Origin of the sequence: Flavobacterium panacis (genome assembly GCF_024649945.1) — a bacterium.
GTDB classification, from domain to species: domain Bacteria; phylum Bacteroidota; class Bacteroidia; order Flavobacteriales; family Flavobacteriaceae; genus Flavobacterium; species Flavobacterium panacis.
This window is the reverse complement of record NZ_JANKMS010000009.1, coordinates 50,706-77,700: the sequence shown is the minus strand read 5'-3', so window position 1 is coordinate 77,700 and position 26,995 is coordinate 50,706. Positions and strand designations below refer to the sequence as shown.

21 protein-coding genes are annotated in these 26,995 nt (G+C 33.7%); 11 read left to right on the top strand and 10 right to left on the bottom strand.

Annotated elements, in window-relative coordinates; all coding sequences use genetic code 11:
* Positions 1–4: 4 nt before the first annotated feature.
* The 5 genes from NQQ59_RS18485 to gdhA all read right to left on the bottom strand — a co-directional run bounded on the left by NQQ59_RS18485 (position 5) and on the right by gdhA (position 8,477).
* Positions 5–385 carry a TraR/DksA family transcriptional regulator gene (locus tag NQQ59_RS18485; RefSeq protein ID WP_012022792.1) on the bottom strand — a complete coding sequence of 127 codons (381 nt, stop codon included), beginning with the start codon at positions 383–385 and terminating at the stop codon, positions 5–7.
* A gap of 10 nt (positions 386–395) precedes the next feature.
* Positions 396–3,797, bottom strand: coding sequence for an isoleucine--tRNA ligase (gene ileS, locus NQQ59_RS18480; RefSeq protein ID WP_144217011.1), 3,402 nt, complete (start codon positions 3,795–3,797; stop codon positions 396–398).
* Between the two features lie 130 nt (positions 3,798–3,927).
* Positions 3,928–4,641 carry a DNA repair protein RecO gene (gene recO, locus NQQ59_RS18475; protein ID WP_144217008.1) on the bottom strand — a complete coding sequence of 238 codons (714 nt, stop codon included), beginning with the start codon at positions 4,639–4,641 and terminating at the stop codon, positions 3,928–3,930.
* Between the two features lie 86 nt (positions 4,642–4,727).
* Positions 4,728–7,016: a type IX secretion system anionic LPS delivery protein PorZ gene (porZ, locus tag NQQ59_RS18470; RefSeq protein ID WP_144217005.1), complete on the bottom strand. Its 2,289-nt coding sequence runs from the start codon at positions 7,014–7,016 to the stop codon at positions 4,728–4,730.
* Between the two features lie 117 nt (positions 7,017–7,133).
* Entirely contained in the window at positions 7,134–8,477 is a 1,344-nt protein-coding gene (gene gdhA / locus NQQ59_RS18465; protein ID WP_144217003.1) for an NADP-specific glutamate dehydrogenase, read from the bottom strand.
* 322 nt (positions 8,478–8,799) lie between these two features.
* Between gdhA and NQQ59_RS18460 the strand changes: the two genes are divergently transcribed.
* On the top strand, positions 8,800–9,591 hold the full coding sequence (locus tag NQQ59_RS18460) for a THC0290_0291 family protein (RefSeq protein ID WP_144216999.1): 792 nt from the start codon (positions 8,800–8,802) through the stop codon (positions 9,589–9,591).
* 86 nt (positions 9,592–9,677) lie between these two features.
* Here the strand turns inward: NQQ59_RS18460 and NQQ59_RS18455 are convergent, their stop codons facing one another.
* Positions 9,678–10,820 (bottom strand): cystathionine gamma-synthase, encoded by a 1,143-nt coding sequence (locus tag NQQ59_RS18455; RefSeq protein ID WP_144216996.1) that lies wholly within the window; start codon positions 10,818–10,820, stop codon positions 9,678–9,680.
* Positions 10,821–10,924: 104 nt separating this feature from the next.
* On the opposite strand from NQQ59_RS18455, the gene NQQ59_RS18450 reads away from it, so the two are divergent.
* On the top strand, positions 10,925–11,668 hold the full coding sequence (locus NQQ59_RS18450; RefSeq protein ID WP_144216993.1) for a DUF3298 and DUF4163 domain-containing protein: 744 nt from the start codon (positions 10,925–10,927) through the stop codon (positions 11,666–11,668).
* Between the two features lie 78 nt (positions 11,669–11,746).
* On the opposite strand, the gene NQQ59_RS18445 is transcribed toward NQQ59_RS18450, so the two are convergent.
* The 3 genes from NQQ59_RS18445 to NQQ59_RS18435 all read right to left on the bottom strand — a co-directional run bounded on the left by NQQ59_RS18445 (position 11,747) and on the right by NQQ59_RS18435 (position 14,963).
* Entirely contained in the window at positions 11,747–12,892 is a 1,146-nt protein-coding gene (locus NQQ59_RS18445) for an ATP-binding protein (RefSeq protein ID WP_144216991.1), read from the bottom strand.
* 238 nt (positions 12,893–13,130) lie between these two features.
* Positions 13,131–13,889 (bottom strand): SDR family NAD(P)-dependent oxidoreductase, encoded by a 759-nt coding sequence (locus NQQ59_RS18440; protein WP_144216987.1) that lies wholly within the window; start codon positions 13,887–13,889, stop codon positions 13,131–13,133.
* A gap of 198 nt (positions 13,890–14,087) precedes the next feature.
* On the bottom strand, positions 14,088–14,963 hold the full coding sequence (locus tag NQQ59_RS18435) for an aldo/keto reductase (RefSeq protein ID WP_144216985.1): 876 nt from the start codon (positions 14,961–14,963) through the stop codon (positions 14,088–14,090).
* A 212-nt stretch (positions 14,964–15,175) separates the two neighbouring features.
* Here NQQ59_RS18435 and NQQ59_RS18430 point away from each other — a divergent pair, with 212 nt between their 5' ends.
* The 9 genes from NQQ59_RS18430 (at position 15,176) to NQQ59_RS18390 (ending at position 25,167) form a co-directional block, all read left to right on the top strand.
* Positions 15,176–16,180, top strand: a complete 1,005-nt coding sequence (locus tag NQQ59_RS18430) for an AAA family ATPase (RefSeq protein WP_012022804.1) — start codon at positions 15,176–15,178, stop codon at positions 16,178–16,180.
* Positions 16,181–16,259: 79 nt separating this feature from the next.
* Positions 16,260–17,123, top strand: coding sequence for a DUF58 domain-containing protein (locus NQQ59_RS18425; RefSeq protein ID WP_144216982.1), 864 nt, complete (start codon positions 16,260–16,262; stop codon positions 17,121–17,123).
* Positions 17,124–17,240: 117 nt separating this feature from the next.
* A complete protein-coding gene (locus tag NQQ59_RS18420; protein ID WP_144216979.1) occupies positions 17,241–18,872 on the top strand; it encodes a DUF2207 domain-containing protein in 1,632 nt (543 codons plus the stop codon).
* Positions 18,872–19,873: a vWA domain-containing protein gene (locus NQQ59_RS18415; RefSeq protein WP_144216977.1), complete on the top strand. Its 1,002-nt coding sequence runs from the start codon at positions 18,872–18,874 to the stop codon at positions 19,871–19,873. Before NQQ59_RS18420 ends, NQQ59_RS18415 begins: the two co-directional genes overlap by 1 nt.
* An 80-nt stretch (positions 19,874–19,953) precedes the next feature.
* Positions 19,954–20,988, top strand: a complete 1,035-nt coding sequence (locus tag NQQ59_RS18410) for a vWA domain-containing protein (protein WP_144216974.1) — start codon at positions 19,954–19,956, stop codon at positions 20,986–20,988.
* 56 nt (positions 20,989–21,044) lie between these two features.
* Positions 21,045–21,812, top strand: coding sequence for a tetratricopeptide repeat protein (locus tag NQQ59_RS18405; RefSeq protein ID WP_144216972.1), 768 nt, complete (start codon positions 21,045–21,047; stop codon positions 21,810–21,812).
* 106 nt (positions 21,813–21,918) lie between these two features.
* The gene (locus NQQ59_RS18400) at positions 21,919–23,664 is read left to right on the top strand and encodes a BatD family protein (RefSeq protein WP_144216970.1); all 1,746 of its coding nucleotides are present in this window, start codon (positions 21,919–21,921) and stop codon (positions 23,662–23,664) included.
* 102 nt (positions 23,665–23,766) lie between these two features.
* On the top strand, positions 23,767–24,513 hold the full coding sequence (locus NQQ59_RS18395; protein ID WP_144216968.1) for a tetratricopeptide repeat protein: 747 nt from the start codon (positions 23,767–23,769) through the stop codon (positions 24,511–24,513).
* A 42-nt stretch (positions 24,514–24,555) separates the two neighbouring features.
* A complete protein-coding gene (locus NQQ59_RS18390; protein WP_144216966.1) occupies positions 24,556–25,167 on the top strand; it encodes a hypothetical protein in 612 nt (203 codons plus the stop codon).
* Between the two features lie 78 nt (positions 25,168–25,245).
* Here NQQ59_RS18390 and NQQ59_RS18385 read toward each other — a convergent pair whose 3' ends face one another.
* On the bottom strand, positions 25,246–26,799 hold the full coding sequence (locus NQQ59_RS18385; protein ID WP_144216964.1) for a vWA domain-containing protein: 1,554 nt from the start codon (positions 26,797–26,799) through the stop codon (positions 25,246–25,248).
* Positions 26,800–26,995: the final 196 nt, after the last annotated feature.

Here is a 26,995-nt window from a genome sequence, read left to right as displayed (position 1 = left end):
GTTTTTATCTTTGCAAGTTTTTAGCTTCGATGCTCATTGTTGCATGAGGAACGATTTTAAGCCTTTCTTTGCTGATTAATTTACCTGTTACTTTGCAAATACCGTAAGTTTTGTTTTCTACACGGAAAAGCGCATTTTTTAAATCACGGATAAACTTCTCCTGACGAATTGCCAATTGAGAGTTTGCTTCTTTAGACATTGTTTCACTTCCTTCCTCAAAAGCTTTGAAAGTTGGAGAGGTATCGTCTGTTCCGTTATTTAAATCATTCATATAAGCACTCTTGATTAGATCAAGATCTTCTTGCGCTTTTTTAATTTTTGCTTGAATTATTTCTTTGAACTCCGCTAAGTCAGCGTCTGAGTATCTTGTAATTTCATCTATCATGGTATTATACTTATTTTGAAATTAATATCATTGTTCTAATATCATCAAACTCAATTTCTGTGCCGTTTTCTAAAGCATCCACAAAAACCAAGTCATCAGTTAATGTTTCAGACTTAATATAGTCTTCATTTTTCGAAACCGCATCTTCTAAAATGCCATCTCTTTTTATTTGTACTTTGATCTTATCAGTAACTTCAAATCCTGAATCTTTACGGATATTCTGAATTCTATTTACCAATTCTCTCGCGATACCTTCATTTTTCAATTCTTCAGATATTGTGATGTCAAGCGCAACGGTAATTCCGTTTGAATTTGCAACCAACCATCCTTCGATATCTTGTGATGTAATTTCGACGTCTTCTAATGATAAAGTTACACTATTTCCTGCAATAACAATATCTAGCGTTCCTTGCTTATCCAGCTGATTGATTTGCTCTGCAGAAAAACCTTGTATCTCTTTAGAAATCAAGCCCATATCTTTTCCAAAACGTGGTCCAAGCGCCTTAAAATTAGGCTTAATTTGTTTTACCAAAATGCCTGAAGCATCGTCTAAAAGTTCGATTTCTTTAACATTCACCTCCGCTTTTACTAAGTCAGAAATCGCTTCGATTTCAGCACGCTGATTCTCGTCAAGTACTGGAATCATTACCTTTTGCAGAGGTTGACGAACTTTAATCATTTCTTTTTTACGTAGCGACAATACCAAAGAAGAGATCGTTTGTGCCTTCTGCATTTTGCTTTCCAACGTTTTATTAACAAAGTTTTCGACAAATTTTGGGAATTCTGCCAAGTGAACACTAGCAAAATCCTCGGTTCCCGTAGAAGTTGTTAAATCGCGGTACAATTTATCCATAAAAAATGGAGCTACTGGAGCGCTCAATTTACTGATTGTTAGCAAACAAGTATAAAGCGTTTGGTAAGCCGCAATTTTATCTTTAGCATATTCACCTTTCCAGAAACGACGACGGCATAAACGAACATACCAGTTACTTAAATTCTCCTGAACAAAGTCAGAAATCGCTCTTGTTGCTTTTGTAGGCTCGTAATCTTCGTAGCATTCGTCAACAAATTTGATTAACGAATGTAATTCAGAAATAATCCACTGATCGATTTCAGGTCTTTCGTTTAACGGAATTTCAGCTTCTTCGTATTTAAATCCGTCGATGTTAGCATATAACGAGAAGAATGAATAGGTATTGTAAAGTGTTCCGAAGAATTTACGTTTAACCTCAGCAATTCCTTCAAGGTCAAACTTCAAGTTATCCCACGGATTTGCATTCATAATCATATACCAGCGTGTAGCATCTGGGCCGTTTTCTGCAATGGTTTTAAATGGGTCTATCGTATTTCCTTTACTCTTAGACATTTTAATTCCATTTTTATCCAAAACAAGACCGTTTGAAACTACGTTTTTGTAAGCAATTTTATCAAAAACCAAAGTTCCGATTGCATGTAAAGTATAGAACCATCCACGAGTCTGATCTACTCCTTCTGCAATGAAATTTGCTGGAAAATCTTTGTTGTCATCAATTTTTTCTTTGTTTTCAAAAGGATAATGCCATTGTGCATAAGGCATTGCTCCAGAATCAAACCAAACGTCGATTAGATCACTTTCGCGCTTCATTGGTTTCCCAGAAGCCGAAACTAAAGTAAGTCCATCAACCACATTTTTGTGTAAATCGATTAAATCATAATTGTCCTCAGACATGTTTCCGATTTCAAATCCTTTAAATGGATTTTCTTTTTGGAAACCTGCTTCGATCGATTTTTCGATTGCATTGTACAATTCTTCAACAGAACCGATAATAACTTCTTCCGTTTTATCTTCTGTTCTCCAAATTGGCAACGGAATTCCCCAATATCTAGAACGAGATAAGTTCCAATCGTTGGCATTTTTAAGCCAATTTCCAAAACGTCCTTCACCAGTAGATTTAGGTTTCCAATTGATAGTTTCGTTCAGGTCGAACATTCTATCTTTTACATCGGTTACTTTGATGAACCATGAATCTAGAGGATAGTATAACAACGGCTCGTCTGTTCTCCAGCTGTGTGGATAACTGTGCACGTATTTTTCAACTTTAAAAGCTTTGTTTTCTTCTTTTAAACGAATAGCGATTTCAACATCTACAGATTTCTCTGGAGCTTGTCCTGCATCATAATATTCGTTTTTAACGTATTTACCAGCTAAATCACCTAAATGAGAAGTGAATTTTCCTTGTAAATCTACTAATGGAACCGGAGTTCCGTTCTCGTCCAACACCAACATTGGCGGAACTTCTGGTTTTGCTTCTTTTGCTACTTTAGCATCATCTGCACCAAAAGTTGGAGCTGTATGTACAATTCCAGTTCCGTCTTCGGTTGTAACGAAATCACCAGAGATTACTCTAAACGCGTTTTCAGCATTTTCATAAGGCAATACATAAGGCAATAATTGCTCGTAACGGATTTCTACTAAATCTGCTCCTTTTGCTTCGGTTAAGATTTTGTACGGAAGTTTTTTGTCGCCGTTTTTCACGTTGTCAAAATCAGCATCGTCTTCACTTAAGAAAAATCCTTTTCCGAATTGTTTTCCTACTAAGTTTTTAGCCAAAACAACATTGATTGGCTCAAAAGTATATTGATTGAAAGTTTTAACTAAAACATAATCGATTTTTGGACCTACTGTCAAAGCAGTGTTTGACGGAAGTGTCCAAGGAGTTGTCGTCCAAGCTAAAATGTGGATATCTCCAAAACCTTGTAAAAATGAAGGCAAAGTTTCTGGAAGTGTTTTAAACTGTGCTACAATTGTAGTATCAGTCACATCACGGTAAGCTCCTGGCTGATTTACTTCGTGAGAAGACAATCCAGTTCCTGCTTTTGGAGAGTATGGCTGAATTGTATATCCTTTGTACAACAAACCTTTATCGTAGATTTGTTTCAAAAGCCACCAAACAGACTCCATATATTTTGGTTTATAAGTCACATACGGATCTTCCATATCAACCCAATATCCCATTTTTTCGGTCAAATCATTCCATACGTCTGTATAACGCATAACGGTTTTCTTACACGCTTCGTTATATTCTTCGATAGAAATCGTTTTACCAATATCTTCTTTTGTAATTCCTAATTCTTTTTCGGTACCCAATTCAACAGGCAAACCGTGAGTATCCCATCCAGCTTTTCTTTTTACTTGAAAACCTTTTTGAGTTTTATATCTGCAAAAAATATCTTTAATCGCACGTGCCATTACGTGGTGAATTCCAGGCAATCCGTTTGCTGAAGGCGGACCTTCAAAAAATACGAAAGGCTCAGCACCTTCGCGAGTTGTTACACTCTTTTCAAATATATTTTCTTTCTTCCAAAAATCAAGAACTTCAGACGCTACAGTTGGTAAGTCAAGTCCTTTGTATTCAGTAAATTTTGTACTCATTTTATCCTTTTCTTAAACGAGGTGCGAAAGTAAGGAATTTTGAGTGAAATAGAGAAAAGATGAAGGAAAAAAGACCGATTTCAGGAAATTTTGAGTAGATTCCGCAACAATAATTGGTCTTTTGACTGATTTAAGAGAAAACTTCTTTTAAAATATCCAAAGATTTAGGTTTTTTGAATCCTTCTAAGTGCAAACTGTAATAATCAATTATAATTTTCAGAAGGATTTGTCTCTCCACAACATGAAAGACTTTTTGGTCGTTGTCGAATTTTAATTCCAATAGTTTTTTAAACAAATTCGTCTCATGTTCTGACAGCACATTTCCATTTTGAAAAAGTGTAAAAATACCTTCATTCATTTCAAAAAACGGAAGATTATTATCTGAAAGCTCTGGATAAAACCCAAGATATTTTGTGATTTCTAAAAGTAGAATTAAATGAAAATTTGAAATTTCATCATGATGATCCAACCAAGTCAAAGCGGTTTCTAAAAACAAAAAAAGCTGTTCGTTTTTTTCTTCTTCTTGAATGGAATAATGCAACATTTCTGAAAGAAACATCACCATTGTACTTTTCACAATATCAGTATGAATACTCTGAAACGGAACGGCGCTTTTTATTTCTTTAAAATTTTCCAAAGTGCCTTTATTTTTATGAACGGCTTCAATTTCTAATATCGAAAACGGCTGAAAATAAGCAATCTTCTGACTTGCTTTTCGACTTGAAAAAGCATCACGCACAAAGTAAGATTTCAGTCCGCTTGATAGTGTAAAACATTTTACAATCAGGCTTTTTTCCTGAAATTTTAATGATGAGATTACTATGGCTTTTGTTTTGACTTGCACGAAATAATTTTAGATTGAAGATTTTAGATTGAAGAATCCTAAACTAACTGAGACTGAAAACTGCGACCGAGACTAAGACGGAACAATTATCGAATAATCATAACTTTTTTAACTTTAGTTTCACCTCCATCTTGAGCAGAAATAAAAACCATGTACACACCTGAAGCTACTTTATATTTTCCAAAAGCAGTGGTATCCCATTCGATTGTTCCTCCTTCTGATGTTGTTTCATAAACCAAATTTCCTTCGATGTCTGTGATTTTGATATTGGCTTTATCAATTAATCCAGCAACTTTTACGGTTCCTGAATAAGTAGGACGAACTGGATTTGGATAAACGTAAACATTATTAAGGTTATCGTTTGCTCCAGTTGAAATTCCATTGAATGAAACCATTCCTTTATTCGTAACAATAAAAACTTCCCCTGTTTTGCTGTTTATTTTAATATCATTTACATAATTACCTGGCAACGGAGAATTGTTAATTGTAAAATGATATTTGGTTTCCTGACCATTTGAAGAAACCATAAACACACCCGAATCTGCTGTTCCAATCCATTTATTATTGGCGCCGTCTACCGCGATAGCCGTAATAAACTGCTCATAAAGTAATTCCTGTGCCAGATTATCTTCCATGATAATAATCGGATTGGCTTTCAACTGGTTTTCCGACTGAAAACTCCCAACATTAGACAATACTCTCAAACCTTTTGTGGTTCCAATCCAAAGCTGATTTCTTGTATCCAAAGCAATTGCTCTAACATCTGCAATTGGCAAGTTTCCTAAATCCGCACCGACTGTTATTTTTTTAAATGTATTAGTTGTTTCATTAAAACCTACAACGCCATCTCTATTCGTTCCGAGCCATTTTACATTATTTCGATCGACAACTAAACTGGAATAACTAATATTTTCTGCAATATCAAAAATTGGAGTCATGGAATAACTTCCCCATTGCTCATTTGTTTTTAAAACCTTCAAACCGTTTTTGATTCGGCTATTGGTAACCCAGAGATTTCCTGACCTGTCGTAAGCATTTGCATTAATACGAACATCTATATAATCTGCTCCTGCATTTGTAATCGATTCGAGTCCACTATTTTTTTCATTATATAAAAAATTAGGTACATCATTTTCAATCTTTAATAATCCAGAGAAAAACGAACTCGCATAAACCTGCTTTTCATTACTCGGATTGATCAATACTCTAGTTATGGATTTGGCACCATAAACTTCAGTATATGGAATATTCAACCAACCGGAAACACTATAACTATAATGACTCACTCCATAACTATCTAAAGGATACGGATCATAAGACGTATCGTAATCACCATAAACTGCCCATAAATTATTCGGACTTACATCTATCGAAAAAATATTATTCTTTACAGGTCCGGCTGGTGTGTTATTTTCAAAAGTCGTTGCGTTGCTTAGCGTAGAAAAAAACATTCCTTTTTCTTTTGTTCCAATAAAAATTCGATCGCCAACTGCAGTTGCACACGTAAAATTTAAAGTATTATCCAAAACCTGCGAATTAGAAATCTGACGATTTAAAACCATTTGGTTATTGTATACATAAACTGTATTTGCAGTCGTAACAAACAAATTGTGATTTTTTGCCCGCATATCAACAGAAGCCTGAGGCAACTGAAAAAAACTTATAAATGTAGTTGAATTGTAACGCTGTACATTTCCCGAATCATTTATTGCAATAAGGTCTGTATCCAAAGCTTCAACACTCGACCAATTTCCCGCACTTACAACCGTCCACTGATTGTAATCGATCAAATTTGCGTTTGTACTATTTGCTCTTCTGATGCCATTTGAAGTTGCTGCGAAAATAAATCCATTATACAAAGTAGTTTGTTTAACACTGATTTCTGCACCATTATCTCCTATAAAGTAAGTATCGCCAAATTGAGAAGTTGTCAAATTAAACTGCACTATTCCGAAATCGCAAGAAACATAAACCAAACCATTATACTCCATAAAATGATTGATTTTTTTTGCATTTGCTGGAAGCTGTTTATTAATTATATCGACAATTTTAATCATTTTTCCATCACTTTCATTGATTAAAATCATTAAGCCATTTTCATAACCAACTAAAGTTTTTTTGAATGCTTCGCTATAATAAACCGCAGAAATCGTCTGACCAGACAATCCGTCAACCGTTGTTATAGTTTTTAAAACATTTGTCGTAGTATTTTTAGAAAACAGAGCATTCTCTGAAGCTGCAAAAACAGATACTGAAGATTCTGAAACATCCTTGATTTCATTAAATGAAAAATAACCTTGCCAGGACGATTTATTCTGTGCCTGACAAAATGGAATGAATATTAAAAACAAAACACAGAAAACTAGCTTTTTCATCATTGAATGTATTCGGATAGACAAATATACTACAAACGGCATATTTAATTTTTGGTACTAATAAAAAATGCCCTCGACTTTTGATCGAAGGCATTTTTATCATTCTAAAATTTATTTTTACACTACACCTTGTGCAAGCATAGCATCGGCAACTTTAACAAATCCGGCAATGTTTGCTCCTTTTACGTAGTTCACATATCCGTCTTCTTCAGCACCGTATTTTTTACATTGGTTATGAATTCCAACCATAATTTCCTTTAATCTCAAATCTACCTCTTCACTTGTCCAGTTTAAACGAATTGAGTTTTGAGTCATTTCTAATCCAGAAGCTGCAACACCACCAGCATTAGCCGCTTTACCAGGAGCAAATAAAACTTTATTATCCAAGAAAAGTTTAATTGCATCTAATGTAGAAGGCATATTTGCTGCTTCTGTTACACATAAAACACCATTATCAATTAGTTTTTGCGCATCTTCTCCATTTAATTCATTTTGAGTCGCACATGGAATAGCAATATCTACTTTTACTTCCCAAGGGCTTCTTCCTTTATGAAAAACAGCGTTTGGATATTTCTCTAAATATCTTTCTGCTCTATTATCTCCAGTAGCTCTCATTTCAAGCATATGATCGATTTTTTCTCCTGAGATTCCTTCTTCATCATAGATATATCCGTCAGGACCAGAAATGGTAACTACTTTTCCACCAAGTTCATTTACTTTTAAAGCAACACCCCAAGCCACATTTCCAAATCCTGAAATTGCCACTCGTTTACCTTTAATTTCATGACCAATTGTACGAAGCATTTGATCTGTAAAATAAACTACTCCATATCCAGTAGCTTCTGGTCTGATTAATGAACCACCGTAAGCCAAACCTTTTCCAGTTAAAACTCCTGTAAATTCATTTCTAATTCTTTTGTACTGTCCGAATAAATATCCAATTTCTCTAGCTCCCACACCAATATCTCCAGCAGGGACGTCAAGATCTGGGCCAATATGACGACATAATTCTGTCATAAATGATTGACAGAAACGCATAATTTCTCCATCAGATTTTCCTTCTGGATCAAAATCAGAACCACCTTTTCCACCACCCATTGGAAGTGTTGTTAAACTGTTTTTGAAAACTTGTTCAAAAGCTAAAAATTTCAAAACAGACAAATTCACAGAATGATGAAATCTGATTCCTCCTTTATAAGGTCCGATTGCAGAGTTCATTTGAATTCTAAAACCTCTGTTTACGATAATTTCTCCTTTATCATCTACCCAAGGAACTCTAAAAATGATGGAACGTTCTGGTTCAGCGATTCTTAAAAGAATGTTCTTACCATCATATTTTTTTTTCTCAGAAATAAAAGGAATTACAGTTTCTGCAAATTCTCTAACCGCTTGAAGAAATTCTGGCTCGTTTGGATTTTTTGACTCAATTAGAGCCATAAATTCATTTATTTTTTCTTCCATATTTGAAATAAATTTTCAGATAATTTGATTTATATTTTGCTTTTTCTAAATGCGAAAACAGTTTAAGAAAACGTTTTCGTTTAAACACACAAAGATATATCAAATAATGATTCGCTGTTACATTTTTCACTTTTTTGCATCGATTTGTGTTTTTTTCAAACATTGTTAAAAAAGACATTTTACATGTAGGTCTTTACATGCAAATCGCCAACTAAAAGTTAGTAAATTATGTATTTTGCTACTTATTTTTCAATACATCAATTTAATATTTTGAATCGTTCATGTTTTTTATATATTTGCCGTGATTTGTAAGCCCTAGAAAATGTCTAAACACCTATTTATCACATTATTTGCCTTGTTCGGCATATCAACTGCAGTATCAGCGCAAGGACTAGCACAAGAGATTGGAATCTATGCCGGACCAGTTACTTTACAGTCTGATTTTGGTGAAAGACATAACTTTAAAACTAATGCAGGAAACACTGGTTTTGGCGTTGGAATCATGCACTTTATTAACTTCTCTGCGAACAATAACAGAGAAAGCTATTTTACAGAGCATTTTAAAGTAAGATCGGACCTTTCTTTCAGTAGAACTTCTTTAAAACATTTTGGACAATGGGTAGAAAGAAAACCTGATGGATTATTTGCTCAGCAGTTAAAAAACATGTATGCAACTTCTAGCATTTTAGGTTTAGGTGCTCAATTGGAATTTTCTCCATTTATGAAAATTCATGACTTCGAAAACGCAATTGGTAGCTTCAGCCCGTATGGAAGTTTAGGTTTTCAGGTAAGTTATTATTCAACAAAAGTAGGTTCTCATTTAGGAGACATTACACTTCCAACAGTGACTCCAGTAAAATATTTAACACCTTCTGATGGACGTGCACATGGATTTTCAACAGAATCTGGCGTAGTTGTATCAGCAACAGCTGCTGTTGGAGTACATTACAAACTAACAGACATGAGCGATTTAATGTTTGAAACTCGTTTTCAGATGTACAATTCAGACTGGATCGACGGATTAAATCCTAATAAAGACATTTACAAAGAAAACAAATCTAACGACTGGCAGGTTTGGTTTAACTTCGGATATATTTATTACTTAGAATTTTAAACCTTTATTAAAATTTACAATATAAAAAATCCCAAATTCCAATTTAAAGTTGGAATTTGGGATTTTTTATATTGGAATTTCTTTCCTTAAGAAAGCGCCTGTTCTAAATCTGCAATTAAATCTTCTGCATCTTCGATACCAACACTTAATCGAACTAAATCGTCTGTAATACCAACTTCTGCTCTTTTATCGGCAGGAATTGATGCGTGTGTCATTAAAGCTGGATGATTCGCTAATGATTCTACTCCACCTAAAGATTCTGCCAACGTAAACACTTTTAGTTTTTCCAAGAACGCAATAGAATCTTCTTTTTTTCCTGATTTAAAATCAAAAGAAACCATTCCTCCAAAAGCCTTCATTTGTTTTTTAGCAATTTCGTGAAAGGGATGATTTTTTAAACCCGGATAATAAACGGTTTTAATTTTAGGATGATTACTTAAGTATTCAACCACTTTCTCTCCATTTTCACAATGTCTTTGAACTCTTAAAGCTAAAGTTTTAATTCCTCTTAAAACCAAAAAACTATCCATTGGACCAAGAGTTGCTCCAGTTGCAAATTGTTGAAAATGCAATTGTTCTCCAAGTGCTTTATCTTTTACAATTAGTGCTCCTGCAATAACATCAGAATGTCCTCCAAGGTATTTTGTTGCAGAGTGCATTACGATATCTGCTCCTAAATCTAAAGGTTTTTGTAAATAAGGTGTCGCGAAAGTATTATCAACAGCAAGAAGAATTTTTTTCTCCTGAGTAATTTTTGCTATTTCTTGAATATCTGCCAATTTCATCAACGGATTGGTTGGTGTTTCTACCCAGATTAATTTCGTATTTTCATTGATCAAACTTTTCAGTTTTTCGATATTCGTCATATCAACAAAATGAAATTTAATACCTGAATCTTTATACACTCTCGAAAACATTCTATATGTTCCTCCATACAAATCGTCCATGGCAATAATTTCGTCTCCAGCTTTAAAAGACCTCAAAACACAATCTGTAGCTGCAAGACCCGATGAAAATGCCAAACCGCGAGTTCCATTTTCAATACTTGCCAAAGCCTCTTCTAAAGCCGTACGAGTCGGATTTGAAGCTCGGCTATATTCGTAATCTGCCAAAGGTTTTCCCGGACTTGTCTGCACAAATGTTGAAGTTTGATACACTGGCGGCATAACGGCACCTGTACTTGGATCATGATGCTGTCCACCATGTATTACTTTTGTATTGAATTTCATATAGTTATAAATTTTAAATCCTTAATTCTTTTACAAATTTACCGCTTAATTTATTTTATCGGGATACAACTGCTTATCTTTGTAGATAATTAACACTTTTTGATATGAAAAATTACATATTTACAATCTTTTTGTGTTTGATTTTTACAAGTTGCAAAAAAGAGCTTTCATTTGAAAATGAAACGTTTGAAGAAAAATCTACTATTCCGTGCAAAAACGATTGTCCGAATATCACAATAGAAGTTCCAGTTGCCAAAAATCTTAAAGTAATATCAGACAGCATTAACAAAAAAGTATTTGCTGTTATTAAAGAGATTGTGTTTTTTGAAGAAGATTCAGTAAAAGTCGATGGTTATAAATCATTGGCTAAATCGTTTATTGCTTCCTACGAAGAAATGCATCAAAAATTTCCACAGGATACTTTTGGCTGGGAAGCAAAAATTATTGGGAATGTAGAATTTCAGTCTGATCAGATTTTAAACCTAAAAATTGATCATTACACCTTTACTGGTGGCGCTCACGGTTATCAAGGTTATCGCTCTTTATTATTTAATCGCACAACTGGAAAAACGATTTTCAACAAGCAATTATTTAAAAATGAAAAAGAGTTTAAAGCTTTTGCCGAAAAAGCTTTCAGAGCGAAATACAAAATTCCAGAAACTGCCAATATAAATGCCACTGGTTTAATGTTTGAAAACGACAAATTTCAATTGCCACAAAACATTTTTTATACGTCACAAGGTTTACTTTTATATTACAACTCCTATGAAGCCGCTTCGTATGCCGACGGCCCAAAAGAACTTATATTTCCGTATGAAGAAGTAAAGCAGTATTTGAATTTTCAATAAAAACAAGAATTACACCAACTGCAATTCGTCTCTACAAAAAAAACTTTGTCACTTTGTAACTCTGCTCCTTTGTAACTTTTACTGAACATCATACTTCATCTTACGCAAAACCCTCAAAGCCTCTTTAAAAGAAGAATAAACATGTTTATAAGGCTTTAAAAGCATTTTTGCATCAATCAATTTTTGTCTGGCATCTTCAAACCCATTCAAATAACAAATCATAAAAGTTGACGGAAGATTTTCTAGATCTTTCATTTCGCGTTCAGATAAAGAAATCTCTTTTTCTAATTTTCTAAGCAAAGTTATATTTGAATTATAAATATGATGAAGCATTTTTCGGTTGAATTCTGGTGGCTGAAAAAGCATTTGACGATCAATTTTATAATAACCGTTATCAAAGAAATGAATCGTTTGTTCTTCTAATGGATAATAACTCGTTTTGTCATTTAACCCAAGCGGCACATATTCTGTAATGGTAAAAGTATCATCATTATACTCAATCGTAACAACATCTTGTGCCGAATAGAAAAGCTTAATTTGTTCGTTGATTAATTCAATATCAACTCTTGAAAGGAAAGTTTTTTCTCGATTTGTTTTTGGAACTCCAGCCCAACAAATCACAAACAACTCTTTGAAAACACGATATTTCGGAGACATATCTTTATGTCTGAAATTCATAAAATCGATAACACCGTCTAAAGTATATTGAATGCTGTTTCGAGAACTATTTTCAATCCCAATTACCGTTTCTGTATTTTGATTGTTTTTTTCAACTTCCTCGTGCTCTTCTAGCGGAATAGAATTACTACCACGCCTAACAAAGACACTATTCGCAAGAATAGTATGAATTCCTTTTTTAAAGTAAGAGATTTTGCTTTTAGGCTTGATTGTAACCAGACCGATTACTTTGTCTTTTGGAAGATTCGGAAAAGGAACGTTTTCGTATTGAATTTTTGGAGGATTTTCTAAAAAAGCATTGACCAGATTCTGAATTCGGCTATCATCGAAAAAATCGTCGCCGACAATTTCGTTATCCTGATCTTCTACTCCAACTACAATATAAGAATTGTTATTTGGGTTGGAATTGGACAAGGCACAAATGTGTTTGAGAAACTTGCCTTTTCCTTCTCTGGAATGAAGATTCAATTGCCTTTTCTTATCATAAAAACTGCTTTCGTCATTATGAGCGAGAAGATTCTTAATTAAAAGGCGCTTATTTATCATTTTTGCGTTTTTAGTTTGCCACGAATTACACTAATTTTCACTAATTTATTTTTAAACACATAGAATCATAGATCATTGAAACCTGTAAAAAAGGCGTTTCACTTTTACTTAATACACATAGCAATGTGAATTGATGCAAAATAAAATGCCTTAAACACAAAGAAAATCTATGTCTCTATGTGTTAAAAAAAACTAATCGAAGTAAACTTTGAAACTTTGTTTCTCTGTCACTTTGCAACTATAAATTATTTTTCTTCACAATGGTCGAAGACGCCTGTGCAGTGCTCATGACAACCAGATCGGCAATATTTACATGATACGGTCTTGAAACCACAAAATGAATGATGTCTGCAATATCTTCAGCTTGAAGCGGATCAAATCCTTTGTACACATTTGCCGCTCTTTCTGCGTCTCCCTTAAAACGAACTTCGCTGAATTCTGTTGCCACCATTCCTGGGTGAATTCCGCCAACTCTAATTCCAAACGGATTTAAGTCGATTCGCATTCCGGCAGTAATGGCATCAACAGCATGTTTAGAACCGCAATACACATTCCCGTTCGGATACACTTCTTTTGCAGCAGTTGAACCAATATTTATGATATGTCCAGATTGTCTCTCCACCATTTGCGGAATTATCGCTTTTGAAACATACAAAAGTCCTTTCACATTAATATCAATCATCGCATCCCAATCGTCTAAATCTCCATTTTGAATTGGATCTAAACCATGAGCATTTCCTGCATTATTAATTAAAACGTCGATACTAGCAAAATCAGATGGCAAAGAATTAATTTGTTCTAAAACCTCTTTTTTATCACGAACATCAAATGCTAAAGAATGCACTTCAGTAAAAGCAGAAAGTTCTTTTTGAAGTTCTTCTAAACGGTCTTTACGTCTTCCGCAAAGCACCACTTTATAATTGTTTTTTGCTAAAATCTGAGCGGTTGCTTTTCCAATTCCGCTCGTAGCACCAGTAATTAAAACTGTTTTTTTCATTGTAAATATTTTGTTTTAACACATAGAAACATAGTATTACTTTCTTAAAAAGGCATTTCATTTGCATCAATTCACATAGCTATGTGAAAGTGAAACGCTAAAAAAACCTCTTTAAAAGCATAAGAAATCTATGTTTCTATGTGTTTATTTTTTCAGAACAAAACTGAAAACTAAAAACTGAGACTGAATACTTAAAAATTAAGGCACATCGTCGCCCATACTTTCTGTCCAGATCGCGAACCAGTCTTCTTTATCCATTTCCAATTCGATTGCTTTTGATAAAGATTGAATTCTTGCAACGTTAACCGTTCCTGCAATCGGAATTACTTTTGCCGGATGTTTTAAAATCCAAGACAATAAAAGTGTATCTGCACCTAAATGGTATTTTTCTAATAAAGTAGAAAACAGTTTTTTCAAACGACGTGTTTGTTTGGTATCTTCTCTAAAAACAGTTCCAAGAGGATTCCATGATAACGGACGAATTCCGTGAGTCTGCATATAATCTAAACTTCCGTCCGTCATCGCTTCATAATGTGTCGCAGAAAATTGCACTTGATTATAGCTAACTTCTGTTTTCTGACGAATTAATTCCGTTTGTGAACTTGTAAAATTCGAAAGTCCAAAATCAATGATTTTTCCTTCTCCTTTTAATTTTTCTACAGCTTCAGCAATTTCGTCAGCCTGCATTAATGGACTTGGTCTGTGTAGTAAAAAAACATCAACATAATCTGTTTTTAAATTCTTTAAAGAACCTTCAACCGACTTAATAATATAGTCTTTAGAATAATCGTAATGTTTGATTTTGTTTTCAGGACGTTTATCAGCAATCATCTGAATACCGCACTTAGTAATTAATTGTAATTTTTCACGATCAATTTTACTAGCGTGAAAGGCTTTTCCAAAATCGGCTTCGGTCGTATACGAACCGTAAATATCCGCGTGATCAAAAGTCGTAATTTTGTTTTCGATACTCACTTGTATCATGTTTTCCATTTCTTTGGTTGTAAGGTTTTTATCCCAAAATCCCCAATTCATAGTGCCTGAAATAATAGGCGATAAGACTGTTTTGCTCATAATAGTTATGCGTTATTTTTGGTAATAATTATGCTTTAATAAAACATAATCATCAAAGTTCTTAAAAATATAAAAATAGATTCACAATTAGTCCTTAAAATTAGGTCTTTGGTCGAAGTTTTAACCATTCTTTAACATCTTACTTCTTAAAAAATAGTCAATTTGCACTCTCAAAAATTAGGCGTTAAAATCAAGGTTTTAAAAATATTTATATGGAAGAAAATACAACGACTTTAGACATTAGAGCGATAAATGAAAAAATTGAAAGAGAAAGTGCTTTTATAGACCTTCTTACAATGGAAATGAACAAAGTTATTGTGGGTCAGAAACATATGGTCGAGCGTTTATTGATCGGATTGCTTGGACAAGGGCATATTTTGTTGGAAGGAGTTCCAGGTCTTGCAAAAACTTTGGCAATTAATACGCTTTCTCAAGCGGTTCAAGGTTCTTTCAGCCGTATCCAGTTTACGCCGGATTTATTACCTGCCGATGTTATCGGAACCATGATTTACAATATTAAAGCAAACGAGTTCTCTATTAAAAAAGGACCAATTTTCGCCAATTTCGTACTTGCCGATGAGATTAACCGTGCGCCTGCAAAGGTTCAGTCAGCTTTGTTAGAGGCGATGCAGGAAAAACAAGTTACTATTGGTGATTCTACATTCAAATTAGATCGTCCGTTTTTAGTATTAGCAACACAAAACCCAGTTGAGCAAGAAGGAACGTATGCACTTCCTGAAGCACAGGTTGACCGTTTTATGTTGAAAACTGTTATTGATTATCCAAAAATTGACGAAGAGCGTTTTGTAATTCGTCAAAACTTAAAAGGATCTTACGAAAAAGTAAACCCTGTAGTTTCTGTAGATCAGATTTTACGTGCTCAGGAAGCTGTTCGTGAGGTTTATATGGACGAAAAAATCGAGAAATATATCCTTGATATTATTTTCGCAACACGTTACCCAGAAAAATACAAATTAGCCGATTTAAAACCACTTATCAGTTTTGGAGCTTCTCCTCGTGGAAGTATCAACTTGGCTAATGCCGCAAAATGTTATGCTTTCATCAAACGTCGTGGTTATGTAATTCCAGAAGACGTTCGTGCAGTTGTTCACGATGTATTACGTCACAGAGTTGGAATTACTTACGAAGCAGAAGCAGAAAACATTACTTCTGTAGACATTATCAACAAAATCGTTAACGAGATTGAGGTACCATAATAGTGAATGGTAAATAGTGATTAGTAATTAGCTTTTGCTTTTACTATTCACTAACCACTAATCACTAATTACTAAAAAAATGGATACAAAAGAGCTTTTAAAAAAAGTACGGAAAATAGAAATCAAAACGAAGAGACTGAGCAATCATATCTTTTCGGGAGAATACCACTCTTCATTTAAAGGACGAGGAATGACGTTTAGCGAGGTGCGTCAATACCAATACGGAGATGATATTCGTAACATCGATTGGAATGTAACCGCACGCTACAACGAAGCTCACGTTAAAGTATTTGAAGAAGAACGCGAATTGACCATGGTTTTAATGGTTGATATTTCGGGTTCTGAATCCTTTGGTTCTAAAAATCAATTCAAAAAAGACATCGTAACCGAAATTGCGGCAACGATGGCTTTTTCGGCTACACAAAACAATGATAAAATTGGTTTAATCTTATTTTCTGATACAGTAGAATTATATATTCCGCCAAAAAAAGGACGTTCACACGTACTTCGCATCATTCGTGAATTGATCGAATTTGAACCAAAAAGTCACAAAACAGACATCGCACAGGCGTTGAAGTTTTTATCTGGAACTCAAAAAAAGAAAGCCATCGTTTTTATGATCTCCGATTTTATGTCTGATTCTTATGAGCAAACTTTAAAAATTGCTTCTAAAAAACATGATATTACAGGTGTTCGTGTTTATGATATGCGCGAAGAAAAGATTCCGAATTTAGGAATGGTTCAAATGCTGGATGCTGAAACAGGAAAAATTCAATTAGTTGATACTAATTCCAAAACAGTTCGTCTGAATTACGAAAAACATTATCAGGAAAAGTTGAATTATTTTAAAGATACATTTCGTAAATCAGGAGCCGGAGTTGTCAATACCAGAGTTGACGAAAATTACGTTACTAAACTATTAGGCTATTTCAAATCACGATAAATATAATTTTAGATTGCAGATTTTAGATTTTAATTTTTTTAAAATTGAGAATTAAATTCTGACAAATTAATGCCATTAAAGCAATCATTTTAGACTAAAATCTAAAATCCAAATCAAATGAAATTAAAGTTTTATATATTTTTATTTTTACTTACTTCTACTGTTTTTGCTCAAAAACAAGTAGAAACAAGTATTGATACGACCAAAAACAAGATTGGTGCCGAGTTCAAACTGACGCTTAAAACAGTGGTGACTTCAACAGCGAAAGTTGAATTTCCAAAACTTAAAAATATTGGTCCGTTAGAAGTAATTCAGTCTTATCCAATTGATACGGTTAAGAAAGACGGTACTTATGAACTTGTAAAAAAATATGGTTTAACGCAATTTGATTCTGGGCGTTATACAATTCCAAGCATTAAAATTTTAATTGATAAAAAAGCTTTTTACAGCGATTCTATCAAAGTTGAAGTAGCTCCTGTAAAAGTGGATACTTTACAACAAAAAATGTACGATATCAAAGATATTGCTTCGGTAGATGAAGGAATGGGAAATTGGTGGATTTACGTTTTAATTGTTTTAGCGATTATCGGAATTGGAGCTTTCGTTTATTGGTATGTCAAAAAACGTCAGCTGAAAAAAATCGAAGAAGAAGTTTATAAAACACCTATCGAAAAAGCAACCAGTTTACTAAACAACCTAGAGAAAAAAGAGCTTGTTCAAAAAGGCGAAGTCAAAGAATATTATAGTGAATTAACGGATATTGCGAGAAATTATATTGAAGAAGCCATTCATATTCCAGCAATGGAAAGCACAACTTCTGAGTTAATTACAGCAATTAGAGAAGCTTCTACCAAAAAGAAAATGACGCTGACTCCCGAAACGGTTGAAAATCTAGAACGCGTTTTACGTCAAGCCGATTTGGTAAAGTTTGCGAAATCTAAACCGCTTGAATTTGAAATTACAGAAGACAGAAATAAAATTCAGAAAGTAATTTTAACTCTTGATAATGCGATTCCAACTGAAGTTCCAGAAGACATTGAAGATCAGTTGTTGAATGAAGCACAAAGACAAAAACAAATTAAGGAACAACTTCGCAAAAAACGAAATGCACGTATTGGATATTCTGTCGCGGCTGTAATTCTTTTATTATTTGCTACAACAACTTTCTTTATCGTTACAAAAGGTTTCAACTACGTAAAAGACAATGTAATTGGTCATCCTTCTAAAGAATTATTAGAAGGCGAATGGGTAAAAAGTGCTTATGGAAGTCCAGCCGTTCTTATTGAAACGCCAAAAGTTTTAAAAAGAATGGACACTGAAAAAGTGCTTCCAAAAGAAACTATGGCTTTGATTAAAGAAATGCAGCTTTTTGTATACGGCAGTATGATTGATAATTTCTATATCACTGTTTCTACAGCCAAATTCAAACAGCCAACAGATATTGATTTAGCAAAAGCACTTGAAGGTTCATTAAAAGTAATGGAAGCTCAAGGAGCACAAAATATTATTGTAAAACAAGAAGATTTTCAAACAAATGAAGGTATTCAAGGAGTTAAAGGTTACGGAACAATGACTATTCTGAATCCAGCAACTAAAACGAGTACAAAAGCATACTATGAATTATTACTTTTCAAACAAGATCAGGGTTTACAGCAAATTATGATTTTACATGAAGAAGGCGATACTTATGCTAACGAGATTACAACTCGAATCTTAAATTCTGTTGAACTTCAAAGAGCAAACAACTAATGGGTAATATCAGTTTTTTAAATCCAGAATTTCTTTGGTTGTTTCTATTAATTCCGATTGCAATAATTTGGTTTTTCTGGAAACGCAATCAGCAGTCGGCTACTTTAAAAATGAGTTCGACAGCAGGTTTCCAAAATAGCGAATCGTTGCTTACGAAATTAAAGCCTGCATTATACGTTTTCAGAATACTTGCTTTATGTTCACTAATTATTGCCTTGGCAAGACCAAGAACGGTAGACATTAGCAACCAGACCAAAACAACAAAAGGAATCGATATTGTAATGGCAATTGACGTTTCAGGATCTATGCTCGCAAGAGATTTAAAGCCAAACCGTATGGAAGCTTTAAAAAGAGTAGCAGCCGATTTCGTTGGAGAAAGACCAAACGATAGAATCGGATTGGTTTTGTATGCTTCTGAAGCGTATACCAAAACTCCAGTTACGAGCGACAAAGCGATTATTTTGGAAGCGATTAAAGGAATTAAATACGATACAACATTACAAGACGGAACTGGAATTGGAATGGGATTGGCAACTGCTGTAAATCGTCTGAAAGACAGTAAAGCAAAAAGCCGTGTAATTATCCTTCTTACCGATGGTGTAAACAATGCTGGATTTATTGAACCTGAAACTGCTGCAGACATTGCAAAACAATACGGAATTAAAGTATACACAATCGGGCTTGGAACAAATGGAATGGCAGAATCTCCATATCAATACGCTCCAAACGGAAGTTTGATGTTCAAAATGCAGAAAGTTGAAATCGACGAAAAGCTAATGAGAAGCATTGCTAAAAAAACAGACGGTACATACTTTAGAGCAACCAGCAACGATAAATTAGCTGAAATATACAACTCAATCAACAAACTGGAAACTACAGAAATTGAAGAACTGAAATTCTATGATTATGATGAAAAATACAGATTTTTTGTTTTGTTTGCAGGGTTAATGTTGTTATTAGAAGTTGGATTAAGAAATACGGTTTATAGAAGCTTTATTTAATATTTTAGTCGCAGTCACTGTTTACAGTTTACAACTGAAAACCGCGACTGAAAATTGCGACTGAAAACTAGAATTAGAAAATGGAATTAGACGAAAAAAAATATTTATATCTCCTAATACTAATCCCAATTGTGGTGTGTATTTTCCTTTTCAATATGTATTGGAAAAGAAGAAAACAACAAGAATTTGGTGATTTGGAAATGGTAAAAAGATTAAGTCCTGAGAAATCAGTTTTTAAACCTGTTTTAAAAATTGTAGTAATTCTTTTGGCACTTACCTGCTTAATTATCGGTTTGGTAAATCCAAAAATTGGAACCAAAATGGAGACCGTAAAAAGAGAAGGTATTGATATTGTTTTTGCTGTCGACGTTTCTAAAAGTATGCTGGCAGAAGACGTTGCTCCAAGTCGTTTGGCTAAAAGCAAACAATTGGTTTCTCAGATTATCAACCAATTAGGAAGTGACCGAATCGGAATTGTGGCATACGCTGGAAGCGCTTTTCCCGTTTTACCTATAACATCAGATTACAGTGTTGCCAAAATGTTTCTTCAGAGCATGAGTCCAGATATGGTTTCTTCTCAAGGAACTTCTTTGGATGAAGCAATTAGATTATCGACAACTTATTTTGATGAAAAAAGCAAAACCAGCAAATTATTAATCCTAATTTCTGATGGTGAAGACCATTCTGAAGGCGCTACTTCTGCTGCAGAAGAAGCCAATAAAATAGGAATGAAAATCATTACGATTGGTGTTGGTACCGAAAAAGGAGGAACAATTCCGTTAAAAGAAAATGGCGTTGTTCGCGGTTATCAAAAAGATCAAAATGGTGAAACAGTAACGACAAAATTAAATCAGGAAGGTTTAAAAACAATTGCAAAAGCAACAAAAGGAGGTTATGTTTACGGCGGAAGTACTAAAGAAGTTTTAGAATATGTAAAAAACGCTTTAAACAACATTCAAAAAACTGAATTTGAAGCTACACAAATGGCCGAATTTCAATCACAATTTCAATGGTTTATCGGGTTTGCATTTTTATTGTTATTCCTTGATATTTTCTTGTTAGAAAGAAAAACAAACTGGATTAAAGAATTGGATTTATTTAACGAAAAGAAATAAAAAAGTTCGCCATTAATGAATCGAATTTGTGGCAAACAAAAAAATAAAAATTAAGAATGAAAAATTTACTTCTTTATATTTTACTAACGGTTTCTTTCGCAGTTTCTGCCCAAGAGAAAGACAAATCATTGCCTGTTGCCAATGAAGAATATAAACAGAATAAATTTGTTGATGCTGAAGCAAACTATAGAATTTCGGAATCTAAATTTTCTAAAAAATCTACAGCTCCATATAATTTAGGAAATGCTATTTACAGACAAAATCAAGTTTCTGAAGCCAAATATGCTTACGCAAAAGCGATAAAAAACGCTAAAACGAGACCTGAAAAACACAAAGCTTATCACAATCTTGGAAACGTTTTCATGAAAGAGAAAGATTATACGCAGGCAGTTGAAGCATATAAACAAGCCTTACGTAATGATCCGACAGATGAGGAAACACGTTACAATTATGCTTATGCCAAACAAAAGCTAAAAGAGAATCCTCCTAAAAACGACAACAAAGACAAGAATAAGGATAAGGACAAAGACAAGGATAAAAACAAAGATAAAGACAAGGACAAAAATAAAGATCAGAACAAAGACAAGGATAAAAAAGACGACAAAGGCGATAAGGACAAAGACAAAAAAGACGGCAAAAATGATCCTAAGAAAGACGACAAATCTGACAATAAAGGAGAACCTAAACCGCAGCCTGGAGGAATATCCAAAGAACGTGTTCAGAATTTATTAGATGCGGTGAACAACGAAGAAAAGAAAATTCAGGACAAAGTCAACGCTCAAAAAGTAAAAGGTAATCCTAAGAAAACAGAAAAAGACTGGTAAAATTTGGTTAATCGTTTAACCGTTAATTTGTTGATCTAATCCAAACAATACGATGCAACAAAATGACGATTAAACGATTAAACATTAAACAACGATAAACGATTAAATGAAAAGGTATTTAATTCTATTTCTACTCACTTTTCAAGGACTTATGGCTCAGGTACAATTTGAAGCCAAAGTCAGCAAAAACTCGCTTGGAGTAAACGAAAGACTTCGTGTCGACTTTATTATGAATGTCGATGGAGACAATTTCGAACAACCTTCTTTTGAAGGGTTTAGAATGGTTGCAGGACCAAGTCAACAAATTAGCCAATCCTGGATCAACGGACGAAGCTCTTTTCAAAAAATCTACTCCTATATTTTACAACCAGAAAGAAAGGGAGCGCTTCTTATTAAACAAGCTGCAATAGAATACAATGGACAAGTATATAAAACTTCTCCAATAAAAGTTACCGTTACCAATGCTGTAGCTCAAGAAAGAGATCCAAACGACAGACCTCCAGGATCTGGAAACGAGTTATTGAATCTGGTTGCTGAAATTTCAAAAACGAATCCTTATTTAAATGAGCCGATTACAGTAGTTTACAAACTGTATTTCAACAATATTGGTGTAACTGGCTTTAAAGAACTGGCAAAACCAAAATACAATGATTTCTGGAATCAAAATATTGATATTAAACAATTGGCTGTTGAAGAAGGATCTTATCAAGGTGAAAGATGTTATTATGTAGTTTTAAAGAAAACCATTTTATATCCTCAAAAATCTGGAAAACTAACAATTGAACCTCTTTCGCTTGATATTGGTGTACAATTACCAACAAATCGTCGTGATATGTTTGGTCAAATGCAGATTATAGAAGACAACAAAGTAGTTTCTGCTGGCGCTAAAACAATAAATGTAAGACCTCTTCCTGAAACTGGAAAACCAGAAAGTTTTACTGGCGCTGTCGGAAAATTGAATTTTACGGTTACGCCTTCAAAAACAACTCTTAAAAATGGTGAAGGTCTTGATTTAATTGTAAGTGCACAGGGAAGCGGAAACTTGAAGTTATTTACACTTCCGAAACCTGTTGTTCCGAATGCATTGGAAATGTACGATCCTGTTCATGACGAAAGTGTAACCACTTCACTATCTGGAATGTCGGGAAGAATTACAGATAAATATACAATCGTTCCACAATACAGAGGAAAGTATACAATTAAACCAATGCAGTTCTCTTATTTTGATTTGAGTTCAGGTACGTACAAAACCATTACTTCGAAAGAAATTACGGTTGATGTTTTAGACGGTCCGACTCCTGCCGAAGCAAATACAGGAGCCGCTGCTAAAAATGCAACTGCTAATGTGGATCATTTCAGCAACATAAAATCTAAAACAGCTTTACTTCCTATTGCTAAAAAAGAATTTTATGGCTCAAATCTATATTTAGCGTTATTGTATGCGCCTTTCTTAATTATTCCGTTAATCATTTTAGCGAAGAAACGAAAAGAAGCTAGTGATGCTGATGTTACTGGAAACAGAATCAGAATGAACAATAAATTGGCGAAGAAATATTTATCGCAAGCGAAGAAACATCTTAATAATAAAGAGCCGTTCTATATCGCCTTAGAAAAAGCAATGCATAATTTCTTGAAAGCCAAACTGCATATCGAAACCTCAGAAATGAGTAAAGACAATATTAGAGAATTGTTATTGTCAAGAAATGCAAATGCAGAAACAGTTCAGAATTTTATTGATTTGACAGAAAACTGCGAATTTGCACGTTATGCACCAGCTTCAAGCGCTTCGATTCAACAGGATTATAACAAAGCTGTTTTGATTATCTCTGAATTGGAAAAACAAATTGTTTAATTTTTTTACCGCAATCCCGATAGCTATCGGGAGCAATAGAAAATTGATTTAGATTGAGTCGAATTTAAGTTCGCAAAGTTGAAAATCTTATTATAAAATAAAATGAAAAACATACTATATCTCTTTTTATTAATCTCGCAGGTTTTCTTTGCGCAAGGGCGCTTTGAATCGGCAAATGCGCTTTATCAAAAAGGGCAGTATAAAGAAGCGGTTCAGGTTTACGAAAACATCATTAAAGAAGATAAATTACATTCGGCTGAATTGTACTTTAATCTTGGAAACTGTTATTATAAACTAAATCAGGTTGCGCCTTCGATTTACAATTATGAAAAGGCTTTGGTTTTAAAACCGAACGATCCCGAAACGTTAAACAATTTAAAGTTTGCTAAAAAGCTTACCATTGATGAAATAAAAGAAGTTCCAAAAGTGGGTTTTGCCAAACTGATTCAGAACTTTACTTCGATTTTTGATTATAATGAATGGGCAAAAATTGCTGTAGCAATTGGATTTATCTTTTTACTAAGTTTTATTGGTTATTATTTTTCAAAAGCTACACTTGCCAAAAGAATTTATTTTGTTGGTATGTTCATTTTCTTAATTGCATTTGCTCTAAGTATTTCGGCTGCAATGTCTGAAAAAAGTCATTTTGATAATGATCGCGTTGCCATTGTTTTTTCTGAATTGAGCCAAGTTCGTGCAAAACCTGAAAAATCTGCCAACGGAATTATTCTTTTACACGAAGGAGCAAAAGTATATGTTTTAGAAAGTGTTGCTGGTTGGAAAAAAGTAGAATTAACAGACGGAACTCAAGGTTGGATTGATTCTTCAACCATTAAAGAAGTGAAATAGTTTTCTTAGGATGCAAATTAAAATCATTTAAATGACATTCAGATGATTAAAAAACTATTTTTAGTTGTATTAATTAATTTCTCTTTTTCACTATTTGCTCAACAAGAAAAATTAAGTGCTGAAAACCATCAGAAACATTCTTTTGAGGAAGCACAAAAGGCTCTTAAAAATCAGAATTTTTATCGTGCTTACGGTCTTTTCACTCTCGCTCAAATGGGTGCAGATGTAGCATTAAAAGACAAATCCATAAAAAAGGCAGATTCACTAAAAATCATTCTAAGAGAAAAAAACATACATGAAATTACTGGCAATTGGAAAATGATTACCACCGAGTCTTGGGCAATGAGGGAACCTTCTGATAGTGTGGTAGGCAAAATGATTACAATCGAGCCCAATCAAATATTGTTTTACGAACTTTATCCTAAAGCGAAAAAGTGGAATTTAGTTCAAACCGAAAAACTTATTTTTTCAGATAAAGAAAATATGACTTCCAATCCTCTTTTTATAGCCTATTCGAATAAAGAAGTTTGGAGTTATTATATCGATCAAATTTCAGGAAATTTAATTAGTAGTTATATCGGAGAAGAAAATGAAAATGGAATATCAGAATTGATCTGCGGTAATAAACAATTAAAATATTTTAAATTACAATAACTTATTTTTTCAAATAAAAAATCCCAAATTCCAAAAGACAATTGGAATTTGGGATTTTTATTTTTTGGAATTTAATGATTAATTCACCGCATCAACCAATCTTACAAATTCAGATCTGTAACCTTCTTCATCATTTTGCAATCCAGATTTCGCTAATTTTTTAATATCAGAACTTGAACTGTTTGCAATGTATTTTGATTCACGCAATTTTAATCCGAACCAAGAAACGGCAGTTGTAAATTTGAAATCAGCAGAACTGTTTTCCAGATTCGTTTTCTTATCTGCTATTACATTTACGATCTCTATACTTTTATTGCCATCAGGTTTTTTATATCTAAATTTTACTGTTGCCAATTCATCGCTGTAATTTCCATCGGTTTTCTGCGTCTTTGTATATTTTAAATCAGACGGAACATAATCACTTTCTACACCTGCTGGAATAATTTCATACAAAGCTGTAACCGAATGTCCACTTCCTAATTCACCTGCATCAATTTTGTCATTTTTAAAATCTTCAGCATTTAGTTTTCGGTTTTCATAACCAATCAATCGATACGCCTGAACATGTTTTGGATTGAATTCAATTTGGATTTTTACATCTTTCGCGATAGCAAACATGGAACCTTTAAATTCTTTTCCAAGAAAACGATTTGCTTCTTGAATGTTATCGATGTAAGCGTAATTTCCGTTTCCTTTATCGGCTAGAATTTCCATTTTAGAATCTTTATAATTCCCCATTCCAAAACCTAAAACGGTTAAGAAAACTCCAGATTCTCTTTTTTGTTCAATCAATTTCAACATATCATCATCTGTTGACGCGCCAACATTAAAATCACCATCAGTAGCTATCACTACTCTATTGTTTCCTTCTTTGATAAAATTCTCTTGTGCAAGTTTATAAGCCAATTCGATTCCTTCTCCTCCAGCTGTGTTTCCACCTGCGTGTAAATCATCAAAAGCATCCATAATTTCGTCTTTGTTATCTCCAGGAGTTGGTTCTAAAACTACTCCAGCAGATCCTGCATAAACCACAATGGAAACTTTGTCAATACTGCGAAGTTCTTTTACTAGAATCTTCATTGATTCTTTTAATAATGGTAATTTGTTTTGTTCATCCATCGAACCTGAAACATCCACTAAAAAAACCAGATTAGTAGCCGGCAAATTTGCCATTGGAATATTTTTTCCCTGCAAACCAATCTTTAAAAGCTGACTGTTTTTATTCCACGGACAATCGCTGTATTCGGTATTGATAGAAAAAGGATGCTGCCCGTCTGGCTGTGGATATTTGTATTTAAAGAAATTAATCATTTCTTCAACACGAACCGCGTCTTTAGGAACTTTTTGTCCTTCATTTATAAAGCGTCGAATATTGGTATACGATGCATTATCAACATCAATAGAAAAAGTAGAAAGTGGTGTTTTAAGCGGCGATTCAAACGGATTTTCTTCCAATCCTGCGTAGCTTTCCGTGTTTGGTTCAGGAAGAGCGTAATCTTCATCAAGTGCATCAGTAGTAGTGACTGCAATTTCGGTAGCATCTGCATTCTGCTCCGTAGCGTAATCAGCTTTCTTGCAGCTGAAAATAGTAAGTACGAGGAATGCCATCATAAAGAAATTAAAATTTCTCATAAAGTAAATTTTTAAAATTAATAAATAGGTTATTGGCTTCAAATAAGGACTAGCATTCCGGATGTACTAGAGACGATTATTTGCATTTTTCGAGTAAGCAAAATCGTGCCAAAATTTTCTCAATTATTTTTATTAAATGAAAATAAAATTGAAAACCCTGATTTTTAAAGGAATTATTTGATGGAAAATATTTTTT

What these genes read in the sequence shown, in the direction of transcription:
- NQQ59_RS18485 (WP_012022792.1), bottom strand. Translation starts at nt 385, where the DNA reads ATGATAGATGAAATTACAAGATACTCAGACGCTGACTTAGCGGAGTTC.
- ileS (WP_144217011.1), bottom strand. Translation starts at nt 3,797, where the DNA reads ATGAGTACAAAATTTACTGAATACAAAGGACTTGACTTACCAACTGTA.
- porZ (WP_144217005.1), bottom strand. Translation starts at nt 7,016, where the DNA reads ATGAAAAAGCTAGTTTTCTGTGTTTTGTTTTTAATATTCATTCCATTT.
- gdhA (WP_144217003.1), bottom strand. Translation starts at nt 8,477, where the DNA reads ATGGAAGAAAAAATAAATGAATTTATGGCTCTAATTGAGTCAAAAAAT.
- NQQ59_RS18460 (WP_144216999.1), top strand. Translation starts at nt 8,800, where the DNA reads ATGTCTAAACACCTATTTATCACATTATTTGCCTTGTTCGGCATATCA.
- NQQ59_RS18455 (WP_144216996.1), bottom strand. Translation starts at nt 10,820, where the DNA reads ATGAAATTCAATACAAAAGTAATACATGGTGGACAGCATCATGATCCA.
- NQQ59_RS18450 (WP_144216993.1), top strand. Translation starts at nt 10,925, where the DNA reads ATGAAAAATTACATATTTACAATCTTTTTGTGTTTGATTTTTACAAGT.
- NQQ59_RS18445 (WP_144216991.1), bottom strand. Translation starts at nt 12,892, where the DNA reads ATGATAAATAAGCGCCTTTTAATTAAGAATCTTCTCGCTCATAATGAC.
- NQQ59_RS18440 (WP_144216987.1), bottom strand. Translation starts at nt 13,889, where the DNA reads ATGAAAAAAACAGTTTTAATTACTGGTGCTACGAGCGGAATTGGAAAA.
- NQQ59_RS18435 (WP_144216985.1), bottom strand. Translation starts at nt 14,963, where the DNA reads ATGAGCAAAACAGTCTTATCGCCTATTATTTCAGGCACTATGAATTGG.
- NQQ59_RS18430 (WP_012022804.1), top strand. Translation starts at nt 15,176, where the DNA reads ATGGAAGAAAATACAACGACTTTAGACATTAGAGCGATAAATGAAAAA.
- NQQ59_RS18425 (WP_144216982.1), top strand. Translation starts at nt 16,260, where the DNA reads ATGGATACAAAAGAGCTTTTAAAAAAAGTACGGAAAATAGAAATCAAA.
- NQQ59_RS18420 (WP_144216979.1), top strand. Translation starts at nt 17,241, where the DNA reads ATGAAATTAAAGTTTTATATATTTTTATTTTTACTTACTTCTACTGTT.
- NQQ59_RS18415 (WP_144216977.1), top strand. Translation starts at nt 18,872, where the DNA reads ATGGGTAATATCAGTTTTTTAAATCCAGAATTTCTTTGGTTGTTTCTA.
- NQQ59_RS18410 (WP_144216974.1), top strand. Translation starts at nt 19,954, where the DNA reads ATGGAATTAGACGAAAAAAAATATTTATATCTCCTAATACTAATCCCA.
- NQQ59_RS18405 (WP_144216972.1), top strand. Translation starts at nt 21,045, where the DNA reads ATGAAAAATTTACTTCTTTATATTTTACTAACGGTTTCTTTCGCAGTT.
- NQQ59_RS18400 (WP_144216970.1), top strand. Translation starts at nt 21,919, where the DNA reads ATGAAAAGGTATTTAATTCTATTTCTACTCACTTTTCAAGGACTTATG.
- NQQ59_RS18395 (WP_144216968.1), top strand. Translation starts at nt 23,767, where the DNA reads ATGAAAAACATACTATATCTCTTTTTATTAATCTCGCAGGTTTTCTTT.
- NQQ59_RS18390 (WP_144216966.1), top strand. Translation starts at nt 24,556, where the DNA reads ATGATTAAAAAACTATTTTTAGTTGTATTAATTAATTTCTCTTTTTCA.
- NQQ59_RS18385 (WP_144216964.1), bottom strand. Translation starts at nt 26,799, where the DNA reads ATGAGAAATTTTAATTTCTTTATGATGGCATTCCTCGTACTTACTATT.